The sequence below is a fragment of the Streptomyces sp. NPDC048734 genome (assembly GCF_043198675.1).
Classification (GTDB): domain Bacteria; phylum Actinomycetota; class Actinomycetes; order Streptomycetales; family Streptomycetaceae; genus Streptomyces.
In genome coordinates this window covers 356,305-374,731 of sequence record NZ_JBICUZ010000006.1, presented here as the reverse complement: position 1 = coordinate 374,731, position 18,427 = coordinate 356,305, and the positions used below count along the sequence as shown (strand labels likewise).

Genomic DNA, 18,427 nt, shown 5'->3' with positions numbered 1-18,427 from the left:
CTCTCGTCACATTCCTCGTCGGGGAGCCTCGGGGGCTCCCTGGCTGGGGGCCACCTGCCGCAGATACGGGTTGGTGGCGCGTTCCCGGCCGATGGTCGTGTGCTCATTGTGACCGGGCAGCACCACGGTGGAGTCGTCGAGCGGAAGGACCACGCGGGCCAACGACTCGAGCATGTCGTCCATGGAGCCACCGGGCAGGTCGGTGCGTCCGATGGAGCCGGCGAACAGCAGGTCGCCCGAGAAGAGGACGGGCGGGACGTCCGCGCTCTCGGGCATCCGGAAGGTCACCGACCCCCTGGTATGGCCCGGCGCGTGCGCGACGGAGAACTCCAGACCCGCCAGCTCCAGCTTCGCCCCGTCCGTCAGCTCGCGGACGTCGTCGGGCTCCCCCACGGTGAGCTCTCCCAGCAGCGGCAGGCCGATGGACCGGCCGAGCCCCTTCTCGGGGTCGCTCATCATGAACCGGTCCTCGGGGTGGATCCAGGCCGGGACGTCGTGCGCCCCGCAGACCGGGACGACCGAGGCCACGTGGTCGAGGTGGCCGTGGGTGAGGACGACGGCGACGGGCTTGAGCCGATGCTTCCTGATCGCTTCCTCGACTCCGGGGGCCGCCTGGTGGCCCGGGTCGATGATCACGCACTCCTCACCGGCGGCGGGGGCGACGAGGTAACAGTTCGTCGCCCAGGCCCCGGCGGGGAACCCGGCAATGAGCACGATCGTCCTTCGTTTGTGTCGATACGGGTGGCTTGGGAGCGGCTGCGCCTGCGGTCAGAGCCTACCGGCGCTGCCGATTCCTCAGCGAACCCATATACGGTACGGGGCACACGCAGGCGGTCGGCTCACTGGACGCACGCGTACCGGTGGACATACGAGACGCACGAGGAGAGAACCCGGTGGTCACCCAGGAACAGCGCAAGCGTCAGCTCGCCCGGGAGAAGTTCTTGCGGCAGCAGCAGCGCCGTACGGCCCTGCGCCGCAAGGCACGCGCTCGCAACGCGGTGATCGCGTCGGTCCTCGGCGTGGTTCTGGTGGGCAGTCTGGCGCTGTACACGACCGGCGTCCTCAAGGACGACGACAAGGCGAACGCGAGCTCCGAGGCGAGCCCGTCGGCCTCGCCCAGCGCCGTCAAGGACCCGTGCGAGAAGCCCGCCGAGGGCGCGGTCAAGACGCAGACGTGGAAGAAGGAGCCGGCGATCACGATCGACAAGTCGGCGAAGTACACGATGAAGCTGGCCACGACCTGCGGCGACATAGACGTCGCGCTGAAGACGTCGGCGGCCCCGCACACCGTGAACTCGTTCAACTTCCTCGCCGGCAAGGGCTACTTCGACCACACCAAGTGCCACCGGCTCACCACCAACGGCATCTTCGTGCTCCAGTGCGGCGACCCGACGGGCAGCGGCAGCGGCGGGCCCGGCTACACCATCCCGGACGAGAACCTGAAGGACACGAGCCTCAAGGCGAACGTCTACCCGGCCGGCACGGTCGCGATGGCCAACACCAGCCAGCCCGACAGCGGCGGCAGCCAGTTCTTCCTCGTCTACGAGGACAGCCAGCTCCCGCCCAGCTACACGCCGTTCGGCACGGTCTCCGAGGCCGGCATGGCCGTCCTCAAGAAGATCGCCGCCGCGGGCGAGAACACGGGAGCCGGCGACGGTGCCCCCAACGCGACCGTGGTGATCGACAAGGCGACGGTCACCAAGTCCTGACGACGGGGCGGTCGACCGCCCGATTTCGGTCGCGCTGGATGCGGACAGGCGGCCCGCCGGTCGCCTATGTTGGCCGTGACGAAACTGTGGACGATGCCCGGGGCGCCGAAGCCCTTCGGAGGCATCATGTGGAGGAGGCGCTGTGAGCAGCGACCCGTGGGGCCGCGTCGACGAGACGGGGACCGTGTACGTGCGTACGGCCGACGGCGAGCAGGTCGTCGGTTCCTGGCAGGCCGGCTCCCCCGAGGAGGCGCTGGCCTACTTCGAGCGCAAGTACGAGGGCCTGGTTGTCGAGATCGGCCTCCTCGAGAAGCGAGTGCGGACCACCGACCTGTCGGCGAAGGACGCCCAGGTCGCGATCGGCCACATTCGCGAGCAGGTGGACGCGCATCACGCGGTCGGCGACCTGGACGCGCTGCGCACCCGGCTGGACAAGCTGGTGGCGACGGTCGAGGCGCGCCGCGAGGAGCGCAAGCAGCAGCGGGCCAAGCAGTCCGACGAGGCCCGCAAGGCCAAGGAGGACCTCGTCGCGGAGGCCGAGCAGCTGGCGCAGTCCGACCAGTGGCGGGCGGCCGGGGAGCGGCTGCGGGCACTGGTGGACACCTGGAAGGGCCTGCCGCGTCTGGACCGCAAGTCGGACGACGAGCTGTGGCACCGGTTCTCGCACGCCCGGTCGGCGTTCTCCAAGCGTCGCAAGGCCCACTTCGCGCAGCTCGACGCCCAGCGCGAGGACGCCCGCCGGGTCAAGGAGCGGCTGGTCGCCGAGGCCGAGGCGCTGTCCGGCTCGACGGACTGGGGTCCGACGGCCGCGCGCTACCGCGACCTGATGACCGAGTGGAAGTCGGCCGGCCGCGCCCAGCGCGAGCACGAGGACGACCTGTGGAACCGCTTCCGCGGTGCCCAGGACGTCTTCTTCGCCGCCCGCAGCTCGGTCTTCGCGGAGCGCGACGCCGAGCAGACGGAGAACCTGAAGCTGAAGGAGGAGCTGGCCGAGGAGGCCGAGAAGATCCTCCCGGTGACGGATCTCAGGGCGGCGCGGGCCGCGTTCCGCTCGGTCAACGAGCGCTGGGAGGCCATCGGCCACGTGCCGCGTGACGCCCGGCCGAAGGTCGAGGGCCGGATGCACGCGGTGGAGCGGGCGATCCAGGAGGCCGAGGAGGCCGAGTGGCGCCGGACCAACCCGGAGGCACGCGCGCGTGCCGAGGGTCTGACCGGTCAGCTCCAGGCGGCCGTGGACAAGCTGCGTTCCCAGATCGAGCAGGCGCGCGCCCAGGGCAACAGCGCCCGGGCCGACAAGCTGGAGCGTGAGCTGGAGGGCCGTCAGGCGCTGCTGGACCAGGCGCTCAAGGGGCTCCAGGAGTTCGGCGGCTGACACCCGCCTGCCAACGGGCCCGAACGGCCCGGCCGTGGGAGACCACGGCCGGGCCGTTCGGCGTTCTCGGATGCCGCGCGGTGCCCCGTGTGTCGCACGGTGCCCGGTGTGTCGCACGGTGTCCGGAGAGCCGGGTGGACCGGGGAGTCAGGCGGGGCCGCCGCGTTCGCTGATGTCCAGGGCGTGCTTGAGGACCTCGCAGGCCTGGAGGTGGTTGCCGGACTCCTGGAGCAGGTCGGCGAGGCGTCGGCAGACCAGGACGGCCTCGGGGCCGTAGACCTTGTGGACCTGCTGGAAGGCGAGTTCCAGGACCTCGATGGCGTCCTTGAGCTGGCCGGTCTCGGCGAGGAGTTCGGAGAGTTCGAGCTGGACGGCGAGCAGGTCGCCCTGGGCGTCGGCGGTCCGCTGTTCCTGGAGGGCGAGCCGCAGCACGGGCAGGGCGTCGCGGGTGTTGCCCTCGGCACGCAGCAGCCGGGCGACGGCGAGACCGGTGGAGACCATGGCGGCGCGGACGTCGGCGGGCAGGACCGGGCCCTGCGGGGTGTGGCGGCCGGCCCGGGACTTGTTGCGGGCCAGCGGGAGCCGTCCCACGCCGTTCTCCTGGGAGTGCTGGGGCAGCGGGCGGTTCTTGGCGCGCAGGCGTTCCAGCAGGACGCGGTAGAGCGTGTCCAGGTCGATCAGTTCGGGGCCGTCCTCGACGCCGTGCCGCAGCACGGTGAGGAGTTCGCCGGTGAAGGCGGTGTAGCGCTCGCCGTCGGGGGCCAGGGCGATCCGGTCGCGGGGGGAGGCGGTCAGGACGTACGCCCCGTCCACGGCGGCCTCCGCGGCGAGGACGTCGCCGCCGGACAGGGCTCGGGCGGCGCGGCCGCTGAAGCAGCAGTCCAGGACGACGACCTTGCGGCGGGCGCGGGCGGAGCGCAGCGCGGTGCGCAGGTGCTGGTAGGCGACGGCGGTGTAGCCGAGGTGTTCGCGGGAGTCGCCGAGGGCGAGGTAGAGGTCGGCGGACTCCGCGTCGCGCATGCCGTGTCCGGCGAAGTACACCAACAGGGTGTCGGTGGCCTCCTCGCCCGCCCGGTGGACGGGGTCGAGGATGGTCTGGGGGCTCAGTGGGTCGGTGACGACCGTGCAGTGCTGCACGGGCAGCCCCCACACGGTGGCGTCGCACAGTTCGGCGGCGAGGTCGACGACGCCGGCCTCGACGGCGGGGAGCTGTGGCAGGTGGCGGTAGGAGGCGGTGCCGATGAGCACGGCCCGCGAGCGCGTCGGGTCAGGCAGTGCCGTCATCGCCTCCGCTTCCCTCTGTGCGGGGGGCGGGCGGGGCGGCGGGGGCGGTGTCGCCGTCGAGGAGGGCGACGAGGCGCCGTACGGTCCGCTCGTCGCGGACCGCCCGGGCGGTGAGCAGGACCTCCACGTCGCCGCGGCGCAGGGTGACGGCCGGGGCGCGGTGCAGGGAGGCCTGCCACTGGAGGACGGAGACCACCAGGGAGGCCGCGGACAGTCCGCCCGACACGGCGAACTGGAGCACGTCGAAGCCGGTGCCCATGCCGCCGGGCGGGGGCGGGGCGGTGGCGAGGCGGGCCCGCACGCCGGCGGTGTCGTCCGCGCGCAGCCAGCGCAGCAGGGAACGCAGGTCGTCCTCGGTGCCGGTGTCGTCCAGGGAGGCGGAGATCCCGGGGCCGGGATCAGTCATCGTGTCCGTCCGTTCGTCGGGCCACGCGTGCGTTGACGCGGGAGAACAGTTCCAGTGCGTCCCGTCCGGCGTCGAGCCGGGCCAGGCAGACCGCGTGCCAGTACTGGCTGGTGAGGGTGGTCGGATGGTCGGGTCCGAGCGTGGAGAGGCAGACCGGGACCACGACCGACAGCATCTGCGCCGCCTCCTGGAGGCGTCCGCGCTGCACCAGGTTGACCGCCTCGCGCTGCCGGGACAGGGCGCTCTGCGGGGTCATGCTGCCGAGCACGATCCTGCGGGTGGTGTCGCTGAGGGTGGCGGGCCGGAAGGGATCCGGTGGCGCGTCCCGCTGCTCGGGCAGTACGGGCGCCTCGTCCCAGAGGTACTCGGGCACGTCCTCGTGCGCTCCGCCGGGTGCGCCGGCTTCCACGAAGTGCGGCACGGCCTGGGCGTCCCGTACGGCCTCCTCGCGGGCCCGGCCGGTCACCAGGCCGGCCAGGGTCTGCGTGCCGCCGTAGGTCAGGGGCAGCAGGACGTCCCGGACCGCGTCGACGTCCTGGCGGCGGACGGCGGGGTCCTGCCGGCAGAGGTCGTCGACCAGTCGGCACAGGCTCCCGGGGCGGTCGTGGCGGCTCCCGGTGAGCGGGGGGACGCCGTCACCGAGGGCCCGTTCCATGATCGCGCCGAAGTCGACGGTGGGGCCGAACGGCAGCTCACCGGTGATCATCAGGTACATGCAGACGCCGAGGCCGTACCAGTCGGCCGCGCGTTCCGGCAGGGCGCCGCGCATGGCCTCGGGCGCCATGAACTGCGGGGTGCCGACGAGGGCGCCGGTACGGGTGATGGCGGCCTCGCCCGCCAGCCGGGCCAGGCCGAAGTCCTGGAGGACCACGCGCCCGCTGCGGGTGATGCCCACGTTGGTGGGCTTGACGTCGCGGTGCAGGACCCCGGCCTCGTGCGCGGCCTCCAGGGCCTCGGCCATGCCGAAGGCCACCGTGCACACGACGGCCGTCGGCAGCGGTCCGGCGGCCGCCACCAGATCGGCCAGGGTGGTGCCGTCGAGCACCTGCATCACGAGGTAGGGGGTGCCGTCGTGCACCCCGCTGTCGTAGAGGGTGACGACGCCCGGGTGCTCGATCCGGGCCAGGGCGCGGGCCTCCCGGCGGAAGCGGTCCCAGGCATCGCTGTCCCCCGCCAGGCCCTCGACGGCGGTGAGCATCTTCACGGCGACGCGACGGTCGAGCCGGGTGTCCTCCGCCTCGTGGACGACGCCCATGCCGCCGCGGCCGAGGAAGCGGACGGGGCGGTAGCGCTCGGCCACCAGAAGGGGTGCGGCGGGCGGCGACGCCTCCACCGGTACGTCCACCGACCCGTCAGCCGATGGCGCCCCGTCCGTTAATCCGTCCTGTCCGGTGCCGCCCATCCCTCTCCCCCGTCCCCGTCGGCCCCTGCCGTCCGCCCGTAGGCTACGGCCTGCGTGCCGATGTCACCCGGTAGACGTCGTAGACGCCCTCGACCCCGCGGACGGCCTTCAGGACGTGTCCCAGGTGCTTGGGATCGCCCATCTCGAAGGTGAAGCGGGAGGTGGCGACGCGGTCGCGGGAGGTCTGCACGGCCGCCGAGAGGATGTTGACGTGCTGGTCCGACAGGACCCGCGTGACGTCCGAGAGGAGCCGCGAGCGGTCCAGCGCCTCGACCTGGATGGCGACCAGGAAGACCGAGGACTGCGTCGGCGCCCACTCCACCTCGAGGATGCGCTCCGGCTCCCGCGAGAGCGAGTCCACGTTGACGCAGTCGCTGCGGTGGACCGATACGCCGCTGCCGCGCGTGACGAAGCCGATGATCGGGTCGCCGGGGACGGGCGTGCAGCAGCGGGCCAGCTTGACCCACACGTCGTCGACGCCCTTGACGACCACACCCGGGTCGTTGCTGCTGCGCCGCTTGCGCCCGCGGCCGCGGGACGGGACCGTCTCGTCGATCTCCTCGCTCGCGGCCTCTTCGCCGCCGAGGGCCTGCACCAGCTTCTGCACGACGTTCTGCGCGGCGACGTGGCCCTCGCCGATCGCGGCGTACAGCGAGGAGATGTCCGGATAGCGCATCTCGTGCGCGAGCGTGACCAGGGAGTCACCGGTGAGGATGCGCTGGATCGGCAGGTTCTGCTTGCGCATCGCGCGGGCGATGGCGTCCTTGCCCTGCTCGATCGCCTCGTCGCGGCGCTCCTTGGAGAACCAGGCCCGGATCTTGTTGCGGGCGCGCGGTGACTTGACGAAGCCCAGCCAGTCGCGGGACGGGCCGGCGCCGACCGCCTTGGAGGTGAAGACCTCCACCAGGTCGCCGTTGTCCAGCGTGGACTCCAGCGGCACGAGCCTGCCGTTGACCCGTGCTCCTATCGTCCGGTGGCCGACCTCCGTGTGCACCGCGTACGCGAAGTCGACCGGCGTCGCCCCGGCCGGGAGCGCTATGACGTCGCCCTTCGGCGTGAAGACGAAGACCTCGTTGCGGGAGAGGTCGAAGCGCAGCGAGTCCAGGAACTCGCTGGGGTCCTCGGTCTCCTTCTGCCAGTCCAGGAGCTGCCGCAGCCACGCCATGTCGTTGAGGTGGTCGTCCTTGCCGGACGACTTGGGCGCGTCGCTGCGGACCTTGGAGGCACCGGCGACGGCTTCCTGCTTGTACTTCCAGTGCGCGGCGATGCCGTACTCGGCGCGGCGGTGCATGTCGAACGTGCGGATCTGGAGTTCGACCGGCTTGCCGTTGGGGCCGATGACCGTCGTGTGCAGCGACTGGTACATGTTGAACTTGGGCATCGCGATGTAGTCCTTGAACCGCCCCGGAACCGGGTTCCAGCGGGCGTGGACGGTGCCCAGCGCCGCGTAGCAGTCGCGGACGGTGTCCACCAGGACGCGGATGCCGACCAGGTCGTAGATCTCCGCGAAGTCACGGCCGCGGACGATCATCTTCTGGTAGACGCTGTAGTAGTGCTTGGGCCGGCCGGTGACGGTCGCCTTGATGCGGGCGGCGCGCAGGTCGGCCTGGACCTCGTCGGTCACTATGGCCAGGTACTCGTCACGCTTCGGTGCCCTTTCGGCCACCAGCCGGACGATCTCGTCGTACATCTTGGGGTAGAGGATCGCGAAGGCGAGGTCCTCCAGTTCCCACTTGATGGTGTTCATGCCCAGGCGATGGGCGAGCGGCGCGTAGATCTCGAGGGTCTCGCGCGCCTTCTTCTCCTGCTTCTCGCGCTTGAGGTAGCGCATGGTGCGCATGTTGTGCAGGCGGTCGGCCAGCTTGATGACCAGGACGCGCGGGTCCTTGGCCATGGCGACGACCATCTTGCGGACGGTCTCGGCCTGCGCGGCCTCGCCGAACTTGACCTTGTCGAGCTTGGTCACGCCGTCGACGAGGAGGGCGACCACGTCGCCGAAGTCACGGCGCAGGTCGTCCAGGCCGTACTCGGTGTCCTCGACCGTGTCGTGGAGCAGGCCCGCCATGAGGGTGGCGGGATCCATGCCCAGCTCGGCGAGGATCGTCGTCACCGCGAGCGGGTGGGTGATGTACGGGTCGCCGCTCTTGCGCTTCTGCCCCCGGTGCCAGCGCTCGGCGACCTGGTAGGCCTTCTCGATCTGACGCAGGGTGGCGGTCTCGGTCTTCGGGTCGTTGCTGCGCACTATCCGCAGCAGCGGTTCCAGGACCGGGTTGTACGGGTTCGCGCGCTGGCCGCCGAGGCGGGCGAGACGGGCGCGGACGCGGTTCGAGGAGCCGGAGCGGGCGGGCGGCTGCGCGGCGGCGGGGCGGGCGGCCGACGGGGCGGCGGGGCGCTCGGGCGAGGGGGATGCCGCCGCTCGGGCCGCGTCGGGCGCGGGGGACGGTTTGGGGCGGGGCTGTTCGGCCGGCTGCTGCTCGACGGGGGCGGAGCGGTCGTGCTCGACCGGCCCGCGGGCGTCGTCGGGCGCCTGCGACGCGGGCTTGGCCGCGGGCCCCGAGGGCGACTCGGGCTTGGCGGCGGTCAGATGCTGGGCCTCGTCTGGCAAGAGGGCTCCTCGTGCGCGATCCGGGTGCCCCGGTCAGGCTCCGGAGCATCCATCGTAGCGATCCCGGGCTCCGGGATCGCCTCCGGACCGATGTGAGGGCGGTCCGCCCGTGGAACACGAGGGGCGGGCACCGGATTCCTCCGGGCCCGCCCGCTTGCCGTACGGCGGTCGTCGCGCCGTGCCGGTGTGTGCCGCAGCGCTGTCAGACCGTGAGCAGCGCCTCCAGCGGGGCTCCGGCCAGGACCGCCTCCAGGCGGGGCCGGCCGTCGAGGAAGCCCAGCTCCATGAGGACGGCGACGCCCGACACCTCGGCGCCGGCGCGGTGGATGAGCTGGATCGACGCCTCGGCGGTGCCGCCGGTGGCGAGGACGTCGTCGACGATCAGGATGCGGTCGTCGGCGGTCAGGTCCTCGGCGTGGATCTCGATCTCGGCCGAGCCGTACTCCAGGTCGTAGGCCTGGGCGAGGGTGGCTCCGGGGAGCTTGCCGGCCTTGCGCACGGGGACGAAGCCGAGACCGGCCCGGACGGCGACGGGAGCGCCCAGGATGAAGCCGCGGGCCTCCAGACCGACGACCTTGGTGGCACCGGTGCGCACGGCGATCTCCGCGAACGCCTCGGTGAGCGCGGCGAACGCCACCGGGTCCGCGAGCAGCGGCGTGATGTCCTTGAACATCACGCCCGGCTCCGGGTAGTCGGCCACGTCACGGATGCGGCTGAGCAGCAGCGTCGTGAGATCGGTGGTCTCGGTCATCGGCGCTTCCCCGAAGGACGGCCGCGGCCGCGGCTGCGGGACGAGGTCTGGGTGCGGGGGCCGACGACGGCCGTCTCGGTGTCTTCGGGGTCCTCGAGGCCCTCCTCACGCCCGTCGTAGCCGTACGACCGCGCGGGCTCCTCGTCGGTGTGCGACTGGGCGCGCTTGGCGAGGACGCGCTTCTTCAGGGCCCGCACCTGCGGCTCGCGTTCCTTGAGGTCGGCGACGAGCGGGGTGGCGATGAAGATCGAGGAGTAGGCACCGGCGGCGAGGCCGACGAACAGCGACAGCGAGATGTCGTTGAGCGTGCCCGCGCCGAGGAAGCCGCCGCCGATGAACAGCAGGCCCGCGACCGGGAGCAGCGCGACCACCGTGGTGTTGACGGAACGCACCAGGGTGCCGTTGATCGAGCGGTTGGCGATCTCGCTGTAGGTGAAGCGGGTCTGCTTCGTGAGGTCCTTCGTCTGTTCCTTGAGGGAGTCGAAGACGACGACCGTGTCGTACAGGGAGTAGCCGAGGATGGTCAGCAGACCGATCACCGTGCCCGGCGTGACCTCGAAGCCGACGAGGGCGTAGATGCCGACGGTGATGGTGATGTCGTGGATCAGGGCGATGAGCGCCGCGACGGCCATGCGCCACTCGAAGGCGATCGCCAGATAGATCACGACCAGGACCATGAAGATCGCCAGACCCTGCCAGGCCTTGTTGGCGATCTGGTCACCCCAGCTGGGGCCGACCAGGTCGGCGGCGATCGACTCGGGGTCGACCTTGAACTCCTCGGCCAGGTCCTCCTTGACCGCGTCGGACTGCTTGGTGTCCATGCCGGCGATCTGGATGCGCAGCGAGCCGTCGCCGAGCTTCTGCACGATCGCCTGGTGGCCCGCCGCCTCCTCCGCGGCGGTCTCCGCCTGCGAGACGGAGATGGAGCTGTTCTTGGCGGTGGTGAAGACGGCACCGCCCTGGAAGTCGATGCCCATGTTCAGGCCGCGGACCGCCAGGCCGACGATGGCCGTGATCGTGATCAGGATCGAGATGCCGTACCAGATCTTGCGGTGACCGATGAAGTCGTAGCTGATCTCACCACGGTGCAGTCGGGCGCCGATGCTGCCGAGTTTCGACATCGCTCACGCCTCCTTCGTCTCGACGGGGCCGGCGGCAGGACCGGAGGGACGGCGGGTGCGGCGCAGCGGCGGCTTGGCGCCCAGGCTCTTCGGGTCGAGGCCGGACCACTTGTGGCCGCCCGCGAAGAACTTGCGGCGCGCGATCAGCGTCATCAGCGGTTTGGTGAAGAAGAAGACCACGACCACGTCGAGGACGGTGGTCAGACCGAGCGTGAACGCGAAGCCCTGGACCTTGCCGACGGTGACCAGGAACAGCACCGCGGCGGCGAGGAACGACACGAAGTCGGATACCAGGATGGTGCGCCGCGCCCGCGGCCAGGCCCGCTCGACCGCGGGGCGCAGGGAGCGGCCCTCGCGGATCTCGTCCCGGACCCGTTCGAAGTACACGATGAACGAGTCCGCGGTGATGCCGATGGCGACGATGGCGCCGCAGACGGCCGGCAGGTTGAGGGCGAAGTGGATCGTCGGACCGAGCAGCGACATGATCACGTACGTCAGCGCGGCGGAGACCAGCAGCGAGGCGATCGCGATGAGCGACAGGCCGCGGTAGTAGGCCACCAGGTAGACGATGACCAGGCCGAGGCCGATGGCGCCCGCGATCAGACCGGCACGGAGCTGGTCACCGCCGAGCGCGGCGGTCACGGTCTGGACGCTCGACTCCTGGAAGCTGAGCGGCAGCGCACCGTACGACAGCATGTTCGCGAGGTTCTGGGCCTCCTCCTGCTGGAAGCTGCCGGAGATCTGGGCCTGGCCGCCGGCGATGGAGGAGCTGACGTACGGGCTGGAGACGACCTCGCCGTCGAGGACGATGCCGAACTGGTTCTGCGGCTGTTGGTTCTGGGCGAGCTGACCCGTGATGTCCGCGAACTTCTTCGCGCCCTTGGAGTCGAACTTCATGTTGACCTGCCAGCCGGCGGCACCCTGGGTGTCGTAGATCGCCTTGGCCTCGTCGACCTCGGTGCCGTCGACGGCGGCCGGGCCGAGCAGGTACTTGTACCAGACGCCGTCGATGTCGCCGCAGGCCACGGTCGTGTCGCCGGGCTTGACGCCTTCGCCGAGCCCGGCTCGCTGCGACGGCTTGCTGCAGTCCAGAGCGGCGTACTTCGCCTGGAGGGCGGCCTCGTCGGCGGTGCCGCCGCTCGCGGACGCCGAGGGGCTGGCGGAGGCGGAGGCGCTCGCGGAGGGCGACGGCGTGGAGTCGGCCTTCAGGGCGTCGGTGACGGCACGGCCCTGGGAGGTGGCGGAGGCCGACGGAGAGGTCGAGGAGGAGGCCTTCTCACCTGCCGAGGCGCTCGCCGAAGCGCTCGCGGAGGGGCTCGCGGAGGCGGCCGGGGAACCGCTGGCCGACGGGCTCGGCGAGCCGCTCGCGGCGGCGCCGCTGGGCTCGCTGGCCAGGACCGGGCGGAAGTACAGCTTGGCGGTGGTGCCGACCTGTGCCCGGGCTTCCTTGGAGTTGATGCCCTTGGGGATGTTGACGATGATGTTGCGGTCGCCCTGGGTCTGCACCTCCGCCTCGGAGACGCCAAGACCGTTGACACGGCGGTTCATGATCTCGACCGCGGTGTCCATGTTGGCCTTGTTGATCGCGGACCCTTGGTCGGCCTTCGCCTCGAGCGTGATGCTCGTACCGCCGGCAAGGTCGATGCCGAGACGCGGAGTCGTGTGACCGGAGAGGAACATGCCTCCGGTGAGCCCCACGATGGCGATCAGGATCAGGGCCAGCGAGCGCCACGGCTTGCTCTGGGCGCTCGCGCTCCGGCCCTTTTTAGGTGCTGCCACCTTCTCGTACTCCCTCTCGGGCCGCCTCGCGCCGGGTCAGCGCGGCAGCGGCCATGACATGGTGTCGGGATCCCCTATGTGCGAGATTGCGCGCGCCCGGGGCACGCGGGACCGGCCCGCGTGCCCCGGGTCGTGGCTACTTCTTCGCGTCGGAGTCGCCGTCGGTCTTCTTCGGCTCTTCGTCGGCCTCGGCAGCGGCGGTCTTCTCCTCGGCCTCGTTCTTCGTGCCGGGCTCCTCGTCCTTCTTGCCGAGGTCGACGGGCTGGTCGCCGGAGGCGGCGGCAGCGCCGACGGACCCGTCGGTCCCGGTGAGGGAGGAGGCGTCGTCCGGGACGACGTCGGCGTCGGACTTCAGGTCGTGCTCGATGCCGTGGACGATGCGGTTGTACTCGTCGTCCGTCAGCACGGCACCGATCGAGTTCTTCGCGAAGAGCAGGTCCACACCCGGGCCGGCGTCGAGGAGGACCGTGTCCTCGTTGACCTCCTTGACCGTCGCGTACATGCCCCCGATCGTGCGGACACCGCTGCCGGGCTGCATCTGGTTGCGCATGTCCACGGCCTGCTGCTGCTTCTTCTTCGCCGACCGGGTCATCAGGAACATGGCCCCGATGAGCACGATGAACGGGAGGAGGGTCACGAGACTCACGGGTCGGTACTTCCTTCACGCGACCGCGGTGGTGAGCGGCCTGATGGTTGGGGGTGTGTGCGCTGCCGACAAGGGCGGCATCGGCGGAGTCTAAGCGAGTCCGCGTGCAGGGAACAACGCTCAGCATGGCACCAGGGTTCCTGGTGCCGCCATCACCCCGTCCGATCCCGGGCGGATGCCCGGGCGGTCACGCCCCGAACAGGTCCTGTTGTCCGTTTCCCGCGGTGGCGGGGCGGGGCGGGGTCAGGTCCAGGTGGGTCCAGGCGGCGGGGGTCGCGACCCGGCCGCGGGGCGTGCGGGCGAGCAGGCCCTCGCGGACGAGGAAGGGTTCGGCGACCTCCTCGACGGTCTCGCGTTCCTCCCCCACGGCGACGGCGAGCGTGGACAGGCCGACCGGTCCGCCGCCGAACAGCTTCAGCAGGGCCGTGAGGACCGCGCGGTCGAGGCGGTCGAGGCCGCGGCCGTCGACCTCGTAGACCTTCAGCGCGGCTTCCGCGATCTCGCGGGTGATCCCGCCGTCGGCCTTGACCTGGGCGTAGTCCCGGACGCGGCGCAGCAGGCGGTTGGCGATGCGGGGCGTGCCGCGGGAGCGGCCGGCGATCTCGGCGGCGCCGCGGGGGTCGATCTCGACGTCGAGGAGGTTCGCCGAGCGGTGGATCACCCGCTCCAGTTCGGCCGGCTCGTAGAACTCCATGTGCGCGGTGAAGCCGAAGCGGTCGCGCAGCGGGGGCGGCAGCAGGCCCGCGCGCGTGGTGGCGCCGACCAGGGTGAACGGGGGCAGCTCCAGGGGGATGGCGGTGGCGCCGGGGCCCTTGCCGACGATGACGTCGACGCGGAAGTCCTCCATCGCCATGTAGAGCATCTCCTCGGCGGGCCGGGACATGCGGTGGATCTCGTCGAGGAAGAGGACCTCGCCCTCCTGGAGGGAGGAGAGGATCGCGGCGAGGTCGCCCGCGTGCTGGATGGCGGGGCCGCTGGTGATCCGGATCGGGGCGCCCATCTCGGCCGCGATGATCATCGAGAGGGTGGTCTTGCCGAGGCCGGGGGCGCCGGAGAGCAGCACGTGGTCGGCGGTGGCGCCGCGCGCGCGTGCGGCGCGCAGGACGAGGTCGAGCTGTTCGCGGACCTTCTCCTGGCCGATGAACTCGTCCAGGTCCTTGGGGCGCAGGGCGGCCTCGACGGCCTGGTCCTCGCCGTCGGCGACAGAGCCCACCAGCCGCTCCGCGGCGGGGCCGGCGAGCCCTTCGTCGGCGGTCGCGTCGGTCGGTTCGTCCCAGTTCATGTGGTGTGCCTCGGGGATGTAGGGGGTCAGCGGGCTCGGTTGAGGGTCTGCAGCGCCGCCTTCAGGAGCTGGCCGACCGGGGGTGTGCCACCGGCGGCCTCGGCCTGCGGCGCGACCGCGGTCACGGCCTCCTCGGCCTCGCGGGTCGCGTAGCCGAGGCCGATCAGGGCCGCGTGCAGCTGGTCGCGCCAGCCCTGGGTGACGGGTGTGCCGACGGCGGGGGCGCCGGTCGGCTCGCCGAGGCGGTCCTTCAGCTCCAGCAGGAGCTTCTGGGCGCCCTTCTTGCCGATGCCGGGGACGGCGACGAGGGCCTTCTCGTCACCGGTGGCGACGGCTCGCCGCAGGGCGTCCGGCGAGTGGACCGCCAGCATGGCCTGGGCGAGGCGGGGACCGACCCCGCTCGCGGTCTGGAGCAGCTCGAAGACCTGGCGCTCGTCGTCGTCGGCGAAGCCGTACAGGGTGAGGGAGTCCTCGCGGACGACCAGGGAGGTGGCGAGTCTCGCCTCCCGGCCCGTGCGCAGTCCGGAGAGCGTGTTCGGCGTGCACTGGACGGCGATGCCGATGCCGCCCACCTCGACCACCGCGGAGCCGGAGGCGAGGGCGGCGACCGGGCCGCTCACGAAGGCGATCATCCCGTACGGCCTTTCGATGTGTGCAGGGCGACGGCCTGCTGGAGTCGGTTCTGCGCGGGGGCGCGCCAGATGTGGCAGATGGCGAGGGCGAGGGCGTCGGCGGCGTCGGCGGGCCTGGGGGGTGCGTCGAGCCGGAGCAGCCGGGTCACCATGGCGCCGACCTGGGCCTTGTCGGCGCGGCCGCTGCCGGTGACGGCCGCCTTGACCTCGCTGGGGGTGTGCAGGGCGACCGGGATGCCGCGGCGGGCGGCGCACAGCATGGCGACGGCGCTGGCCTGGGCGGTGCCCATGACCGTGCGCACGTTGTGCTGGCTGAACACCCGCTCCACGGCGACGAATTCGGGGCGGTACTCGTCCAGCCACCGCTCGATGCCCTGCTCGACGGCGACGAGGCGCTGCCCCAGCTCGGCGTCCGCGGGCGTCCGTACGACACCGACGCCGAGCATGGTGAGCGGTCGGCCCGCGACGCCCTCGACGACGCCCACGCCGCATCGTGTGAGGCCGGGGTCCACCCCGAGTACGCGCACGCGCTCTCTCCTCCTCGTCCGAACTCGCGCCCGGACTCCTGCGCTCCGACCCTCGCGACCATCTTCTCGCGCCCGGGCCGGTACGGCCGAAGGCCGTGACCGGTGATCTCTGACGGTCGCCAGGCTATCCGCCGGCACTGACAACGCCGTCGGGCCGGTAGGACGTGTCCCACCGGCCCGACGATCCGCTCAGTTCGCGGTGGCGCTACGCGTCGACCTTCTCCATGACCTCGTCGCTGACGTCGAAGTTGGCGAAGACGTTCTGCACGTCGTCGCTGTCCTCGAGCGCGTCGATCAGCTTGAAGATCTTCCGGGCGCCCTCCTCGTCCAGTTCGACCTGCATGGTCGGGACGAAGTTGGCGTCGGCGGAGTCGTAGTCGATGCCGGCGTCCTGGAGGGCGGTGCGGACCGCGACCAGGTCGGTGGCCTCGCTGAGGACCTCGAAGGACTCACCGAGGTCGTTGACCTCCTCGGCGCCCGCGTCCAGGACGGCGCCGAGCACGTCGTCCTCGGTCAGCTCGCCCTTGGGGACGATGACGACGCCCTTGCGGTGGAAGAGGTACGACACCGAGCCGGGGTCGGCCATGGATCCGCCGTTGCGGGTCATGGCGACGCGGACGTCGGAAGCGGCGCGGTTGCGGTTGTCGGTGAGGCACTCGATGAGCACCGCGACGCCGTTCGGGCCGTAGCCCTCGTACATGATCGTCTCGTAGTCGGCGCCGCCGGCCTCAAGTCCACCGCCGCGCTTGATCGCGGAGTCGATGTTCTTGTTGGGGACAGACGACTTCTTCGCCTTCTGGACGGCGTCGTAGAGCGTCGGGTTGCCGTCCAGGTCGACACCGCCCATGCGCGCCGCGACCTCGATGTTCTTGATCAGCTTCGCGAAGAGCTTGCCGCGCTTGGCGTCGATCACGGCCTTCTTGTGCTTCGTCGTGGCCCATTTAGAGTGGCCGGACATCTGCCTGTCTCCTTCGCGTAACCCATCTCTGCATGAACGCCAGAGATCCTACAAGGACTCCGGTGTCCGGTTCGCGCGCACCATGTCCACGAACAGGGAGTGCACGCGGTGGTCGCCGGTCAGCTCCGGGTGGAACGACGTGGCCAGCGCGTTCGCCTGGCGGACCGCGACGATGTGGCCCTCGTGCTCGGCGAGCACCTCGACGCGGGCACCGACGGACTCCACCCAGGGGGCACGGATGAAGACGCCCTCCACAGGATCGCCCTCGACGCCCTTGATGTCGACCGCCGCTTCGAAGGACTCGTTCTGCCGTCCGAAGGCGTTGCGGCGCACGATCATGTCGATGCCGCCGACGGTCTCCTGGCCCGAGCGCGGGTCGAGGATCTTGTCGGCGAGCAGGATCATGCCCGCGCAGGTGCCGTAGACGGGCAGGCCGGTCCGCACGCGCGCGCGGAGGGGTTCCAGCACGCCGAAGAGGACAGCCAGCTTGGAGATGGTGGTGGACTCGCCGCCGGGGAGGACCAGGCCGTCGACCTCGGCGAGCTCTTCGGGGCGCCTGACCGGCCTGGCCACGGCGTCGGCCGCGGCCAGGGCGACGAGGTGCTCCCGTACGTCGCCCTGGAGGGCCAGGACACCGACGACAGGGGCCGCAGATGAATCCGCCATGGTGACTACCAGCCGCGGTTGGCGTAGCGCTCGGCCTCGGGGAGGGTGTCGCAGTTGATGCCGACCATGGCCTCGCCGAGGTTGCGGGACGCGTCCGCGATGATCTTCGGGTCGTCGTAGAAGGTGGTCGCCTTCACGATGGCGGCGGCGCGCTTGGCCGGGTCGCCGGACTTGAAGATGCCGGAGCCGACGAAGACGCCCTCGGCGCCGAGCTGGCGCATCAGGGCGGCGTCGGCGGGAGTGGCCACGCCGCCGGCGGAGAACAGCACGACGGGCAGCTTGCCCAGCTCGGCGACCTCCTTGACCAGCTCGTACGGGGCACGCAGGTCCTTGGCGGCGGCGTACAGCTCGTTGTTGTCGAAGCCGCGGAGCCGGGCGATCTCGTTCTTGATCTGGCGCAGGTGGCGGACCGCCTCGACGACGTTGCCGGTGCCGGCCTCGCCCTTGGAGCGGATCATCGCGGCGCCCTCGGCGATGCGCCGCAGGGCCTCGCCCAGGTTGGTGGCACCGCAGACGAAGGGGGTGGTGAACGCCCACTTGTCGGAGTGGTTGACCTCGTCGGCCGGGGTGAGGACCTCGGACTCGTCGATGTAGTCCACGCCGAGGGACTGCAGGACCTGGGCCTCGACGAAGTGGCCGATGCGGGACTTGGCCATGACCGGGATGGAGACCGCTTCGATGATCTCCTCGATCATGTTCGGGTCCGACATCCGGGCCACGCCGCCGTCCTTGCGGATGTCGGCGGGCACCCGCTCCAGGGCCATGACGGCGACGGCGCCCGCGTCCTCGGCGATCTTCGCCTGCTCCGCGTTGACGACGTCCATGATCACGCCGCCCTTGAGCTGCTCGGCCATGCCGCGCTTCACGCGGGCGGTGCCGGTCTCGGGGGCCTGGTTCTGGGTGCTGGACACGGGGTGACCTCACTGAGGGGGAAGAGGGTTTTCTACCGCCCCGAGGAAACGTGAGTGGACCAGTCCACAGCAAGGGCCAATGGGAAGGCGGTGGATCCTTTTGACCGAGGCTGACGGACACCGGACACGACCTCCTCGCGGGCCCGGAGCGTCCGGGCGGCCGTCACCGGTGGTGCGCCGCCGCGGGCGAAATCCAGGACGGTGCGCAGCCGGGGGCCCATCGGCTCATGTCTCCGGGAACGACGACCGGCACCCGGTGGGGGGGGGGGGGGGGGGGGGGGGGGGGGGGGGCGCGGGGGGGGGGGGGGGGGCGGGGGGGGGCGCGGGGGGGGGGGGGGGGCCGGGCCCCCCCCCCCCCCCCCCCCCGCCGCGGTGG

Annotated in this window: 17 protein-coding genes; 2 read left to right on the top strand and 15 right to left on the bottom strand. The window is 71.4% G+C overall.

The window, feature by feature from the left end; genetic code table 11:
• Positions 1-6 precede the first annotated feature (6 nt).
• Positions 7-714 (bottom strand): MBL fold metallo-hydrolase, encoded by a 708-nt coding sequence (locus ACGFQC_RS18900; protein ID WP_363091361.1) that lies wholly within the window; start codon positions 712-714, stop codon positions 7-9.
• A 179-nt stretch (positions 715-893) separates the two neighbouring features.
• Here ACGFQC_RS18900 and ACGFQC_RS18895 point away from each other — a divergent pair, with 179 nt between their 5' ends.
• Positions 894-1,709: a peptidylprolyl isomerase gene (locus tag ACGFQC_RS18895; protein ID WP_363091360.1), complete on the top strand. Its 816-nt coding sequence runs from the start codon at positions 894-896 to the stop codon at positions 1,707-1,709.
• Between the two features lie 142 nt (positions 1,710-1,851).
• Positions 1,852-3,081: a DUF349 domain-containing protein gene (locus ACGFQC_RS18890; RefSeq protein ID WP_363091358.1), complete on the top strand. Its 1,230-nt coding sequence runs from the start codon at positions 1,852-1,854 to the stop codon at positions 3,079-3,081.
• A 147-nt stretch (positions 3,082-3,228) separates the two neighbouring features.
• On the opposite strand, the gene ACGFQC_RS18885 is transcribed toward ACGFQC_RS18890, so the two are convergent.
• The 14 genes from ACGFQC_RS18885 to pdxS all read right to left on the bottom strand — a co-directional run bounded on the left by ACGFQC_RS18885 (position 3,229) and on the right by pdxS (position 18,051).
• Complete coding sequence (locus tag ACGFQC_RS18885; protein WP_363091357.1) at positions 3,229-4,365, bottom strand: caspase family protein; 1,137 nt, start codon at positions 4,363-4,365, stop codon at positions 3,229-3,231.
• On the bottom strand, positions 4,349-4,771 hold the full coding sequence (locus ACGFQC_RS18880; protein WP_363091356.1) for a hypothetical protein: 423 nt from the start codon (positions 4,769-4,771) through the stop codon (positions 4,349-4,351). Before ACGFQC_RS18880 ends, ACGFQC_RS18885 begins: the two co-directional genes overlap by 17 nt.
• Complete coding sequence (locus tag ACGFQC_RS18875; protein WP_363091355.1) at positions 4,764-6,116, bottom strand: serine/threonine-protein kinase; 1,353 nt, start codon at positions 6,114-6,116, stop codon at positions 4,764-4,766. The genes ACGFQC_RS18880 and ACGFQC_RS18875 overlap by 8 nt, the downstream gene beginning before the upstream one ends.
• Positions 6,117-6,216: 100 nt before the next feature.
• Complete coding sequence (locus tag ACGFQC_RS18870) at positions 6,217-8,778, bottom strand: bifunctional (p)ppGpp synthetase/guanosine-3',5'-bis(diphosphate) 3'-pyrophosphohydrolase (RefSeq protein WP_363091354.1); 2,562 nt, start codon at positions 8,776-8,778, stop codon at positions 6,217-6,219.
• Between the two features lie 202 nt (positions 8,779-8,980).
• Complete coding sequence (locus ACGFQC_RS18865) at positions 8,981-9,529, bottom strand: adenine phosphoribosyltransferase (protein ID WP_363091353.1); 549 nt, start codon at positions 9,527-9,529, stop codon at positions 8,981-8,983.
• The gene (secF, locus tag ACGFQC_RS18860) at positions 9,526-10,650 is read right to left on the bottom strand and encodes a protein translocase subunit SecF (RefSeq protein ID WP_363091352.1); all 1,125 of its coding nucleotides are present in this window, start codon (positions 10,648-10,650) and stop codon (positions 9,526-9,528) included. Before secF ends, ACGFQC_RS18865 begins: the two co-directional genes overlap by 4 nt.
• A 3-nt stretch (positions 10,651-10,653) precedes the next feature.
• Positions 10,654-12,429 carry a protein translocase subunit SecD gene (gene secD, locus ACGFQC_RS18855; protein WP_363091351.1) on the bottom strand — a complete coding sequence of 592 codons (1,776 nt, stop codon included), beginning with the start codon at positions 12,427-12,429 and terminating at the stop codon, positions 10,654-10,656.
• A gap of 136 nt (positions 12,430-12,565) precedes the next feature.
• Positions 12,566-13,075, bottom strand: a complete 510-nt coding sequence (gene yajC, locus ACGFQC_RS18850; RefSeq protein ID WP_363091350.1) for a preprotein translocase subunit YajC — start codon at positions 13,073-13,075, stop codon at positions 12,566-12,568.
• Between the two features lie 187 nt (positions 13,076-13,262).
• Positions 13,263-14,357: a Holliday junction branch migration DNA helicase RuvB gene (ruvB, locus tag ACGFQC_RS18845; RefSeq protein WP_363091349.1), complete on the bottom strand. Its 1,095-nt coding sequence runs from the start codon at positions 14,355-14,357 to the stop codon at positions 13,263-13,265.
• A gap of 26 nt (positions 14,358-14,383) precedes the next feature.
• Entirely contained in the window at positions 14,384-14,989 is a 606-nt protein-coding gene (ruvA, locus tag ACGFQC_RS18840) for a Holliday junction branch migration protein RuvA (protein ID WP_363091348.1), read from the bottom strand.
• The gene (gene ruvC / locus ACGFQC_RS18835; protein ID WP_363091347.1) at positions 14,986-15,516 is read right to left on the bottom strand and encodes a crossover junction endodeoxyribonuclease RuvC; all 531 of its coding nucleotides are present in this window, start codon (positions 15,514-15,516) and stop codon (positions 14,986-14,988) included. Before ruvC ends, ruvA begins: the two co-directional genes overlap by 4 nt.
• Positions 15,517-15,721: 205 nt before the next feature.
• Complete coding sequence (locus ACGFQC_RS18830) at positions 15,722-16,474, bottom strand: YebC/PmpR family DNA-binding transcriptional regulator (RefSeq protein ID WP_363091346.1); 753 nt, start codon at positions 16,472-16,474, stop codon at positions 15,722-15,724.
• Between the two features lie 48 nt (positions 16,475-16,522).
• A complete protein-coding gene (pdxT, locus tag ACGFQC_RS18825; protein WP_363091345.1) occupies positions 16,523-17,140 on the bottom strand; it encodes a pyridoxal 5'-phosphate synthase glutaminase subunit PdxT in 618 nt (205 codons plus the stop codon).
• Positions 17,141-17,145: 5 nt separating this feature from the next.
• Positions 17,146-18,051 carry a pyridoxal 5'-phosphate synthase lyase subunit PdxS gene (pdxS, locus tag ACGFQC_RS18820; protein ID WP_356567268.1) on the bottom strand — a complete coding sequence of 302 codons (906 nt, stop codon included), beginning with the start codon at positions 18,049-18,051 and terminating at the stop codon, positions 17,146-17,148.
• Between the last annotated feature and the right edge of the window lie 376 nt (positions 18,052-18,427).

Coding starts and splice junctions, on each gene's coding strand:
- pdxT (WP_363091345.1), bottom strand. CDS start 17,140: ATGGCGGATTCATCTGCGGCCCCTGTCGTCGGTGTCCTGGCCCTCCAG.
- ACGFQC_RS18885 (WP_363091357.1), bottom strand. CDS start 4,365: ATGACGGCACTGCCTGACCCGACGCGCTCGCGGGCCGTGCTCATCGGC.
- ACGFQC_RS18830 (WP_363091346.1), bottom strand. CDS start 16,474: ATGTCCGGCCACTCTAAATGGGCCACGACGAAGCACAAGAAGGCCGTG.
- secF (WP_363091352.1), bottom strand. CDS start 10,650: ATGTCGAAACTCGGCAGCATCGGCGCCCGACTGCACCGTGGTGAGATC.
- ACGFQC_RS18865 (WP_363091353.1), bottom strand. CDS start 9,529: ATGACCGAGACCACCGATCTCACGACGCTGCTGCTCAGCCGCATCCGT.
- ruvA (WP_363091348.1), bottom strand. CDS start 14,989: ATGATCGCCTTCGTGAGCGGCCCGGTCGCCGCCCTCGCCTCCGGCTCC.
- ACGFQC_RS18880 (WP_363091356.1), bottom strand. CDS start 4,771: ATGACTGATCCCGGCCCCGGGATCTCCGCCTCCCTGGACGACACCGGC.
- ruvB (WP_363091349.1), bottom strand. CDS start 14,357: ATGAACTGGGACGAACCGACCGACGCGACCGCCGACGAAGGGCTCGCC.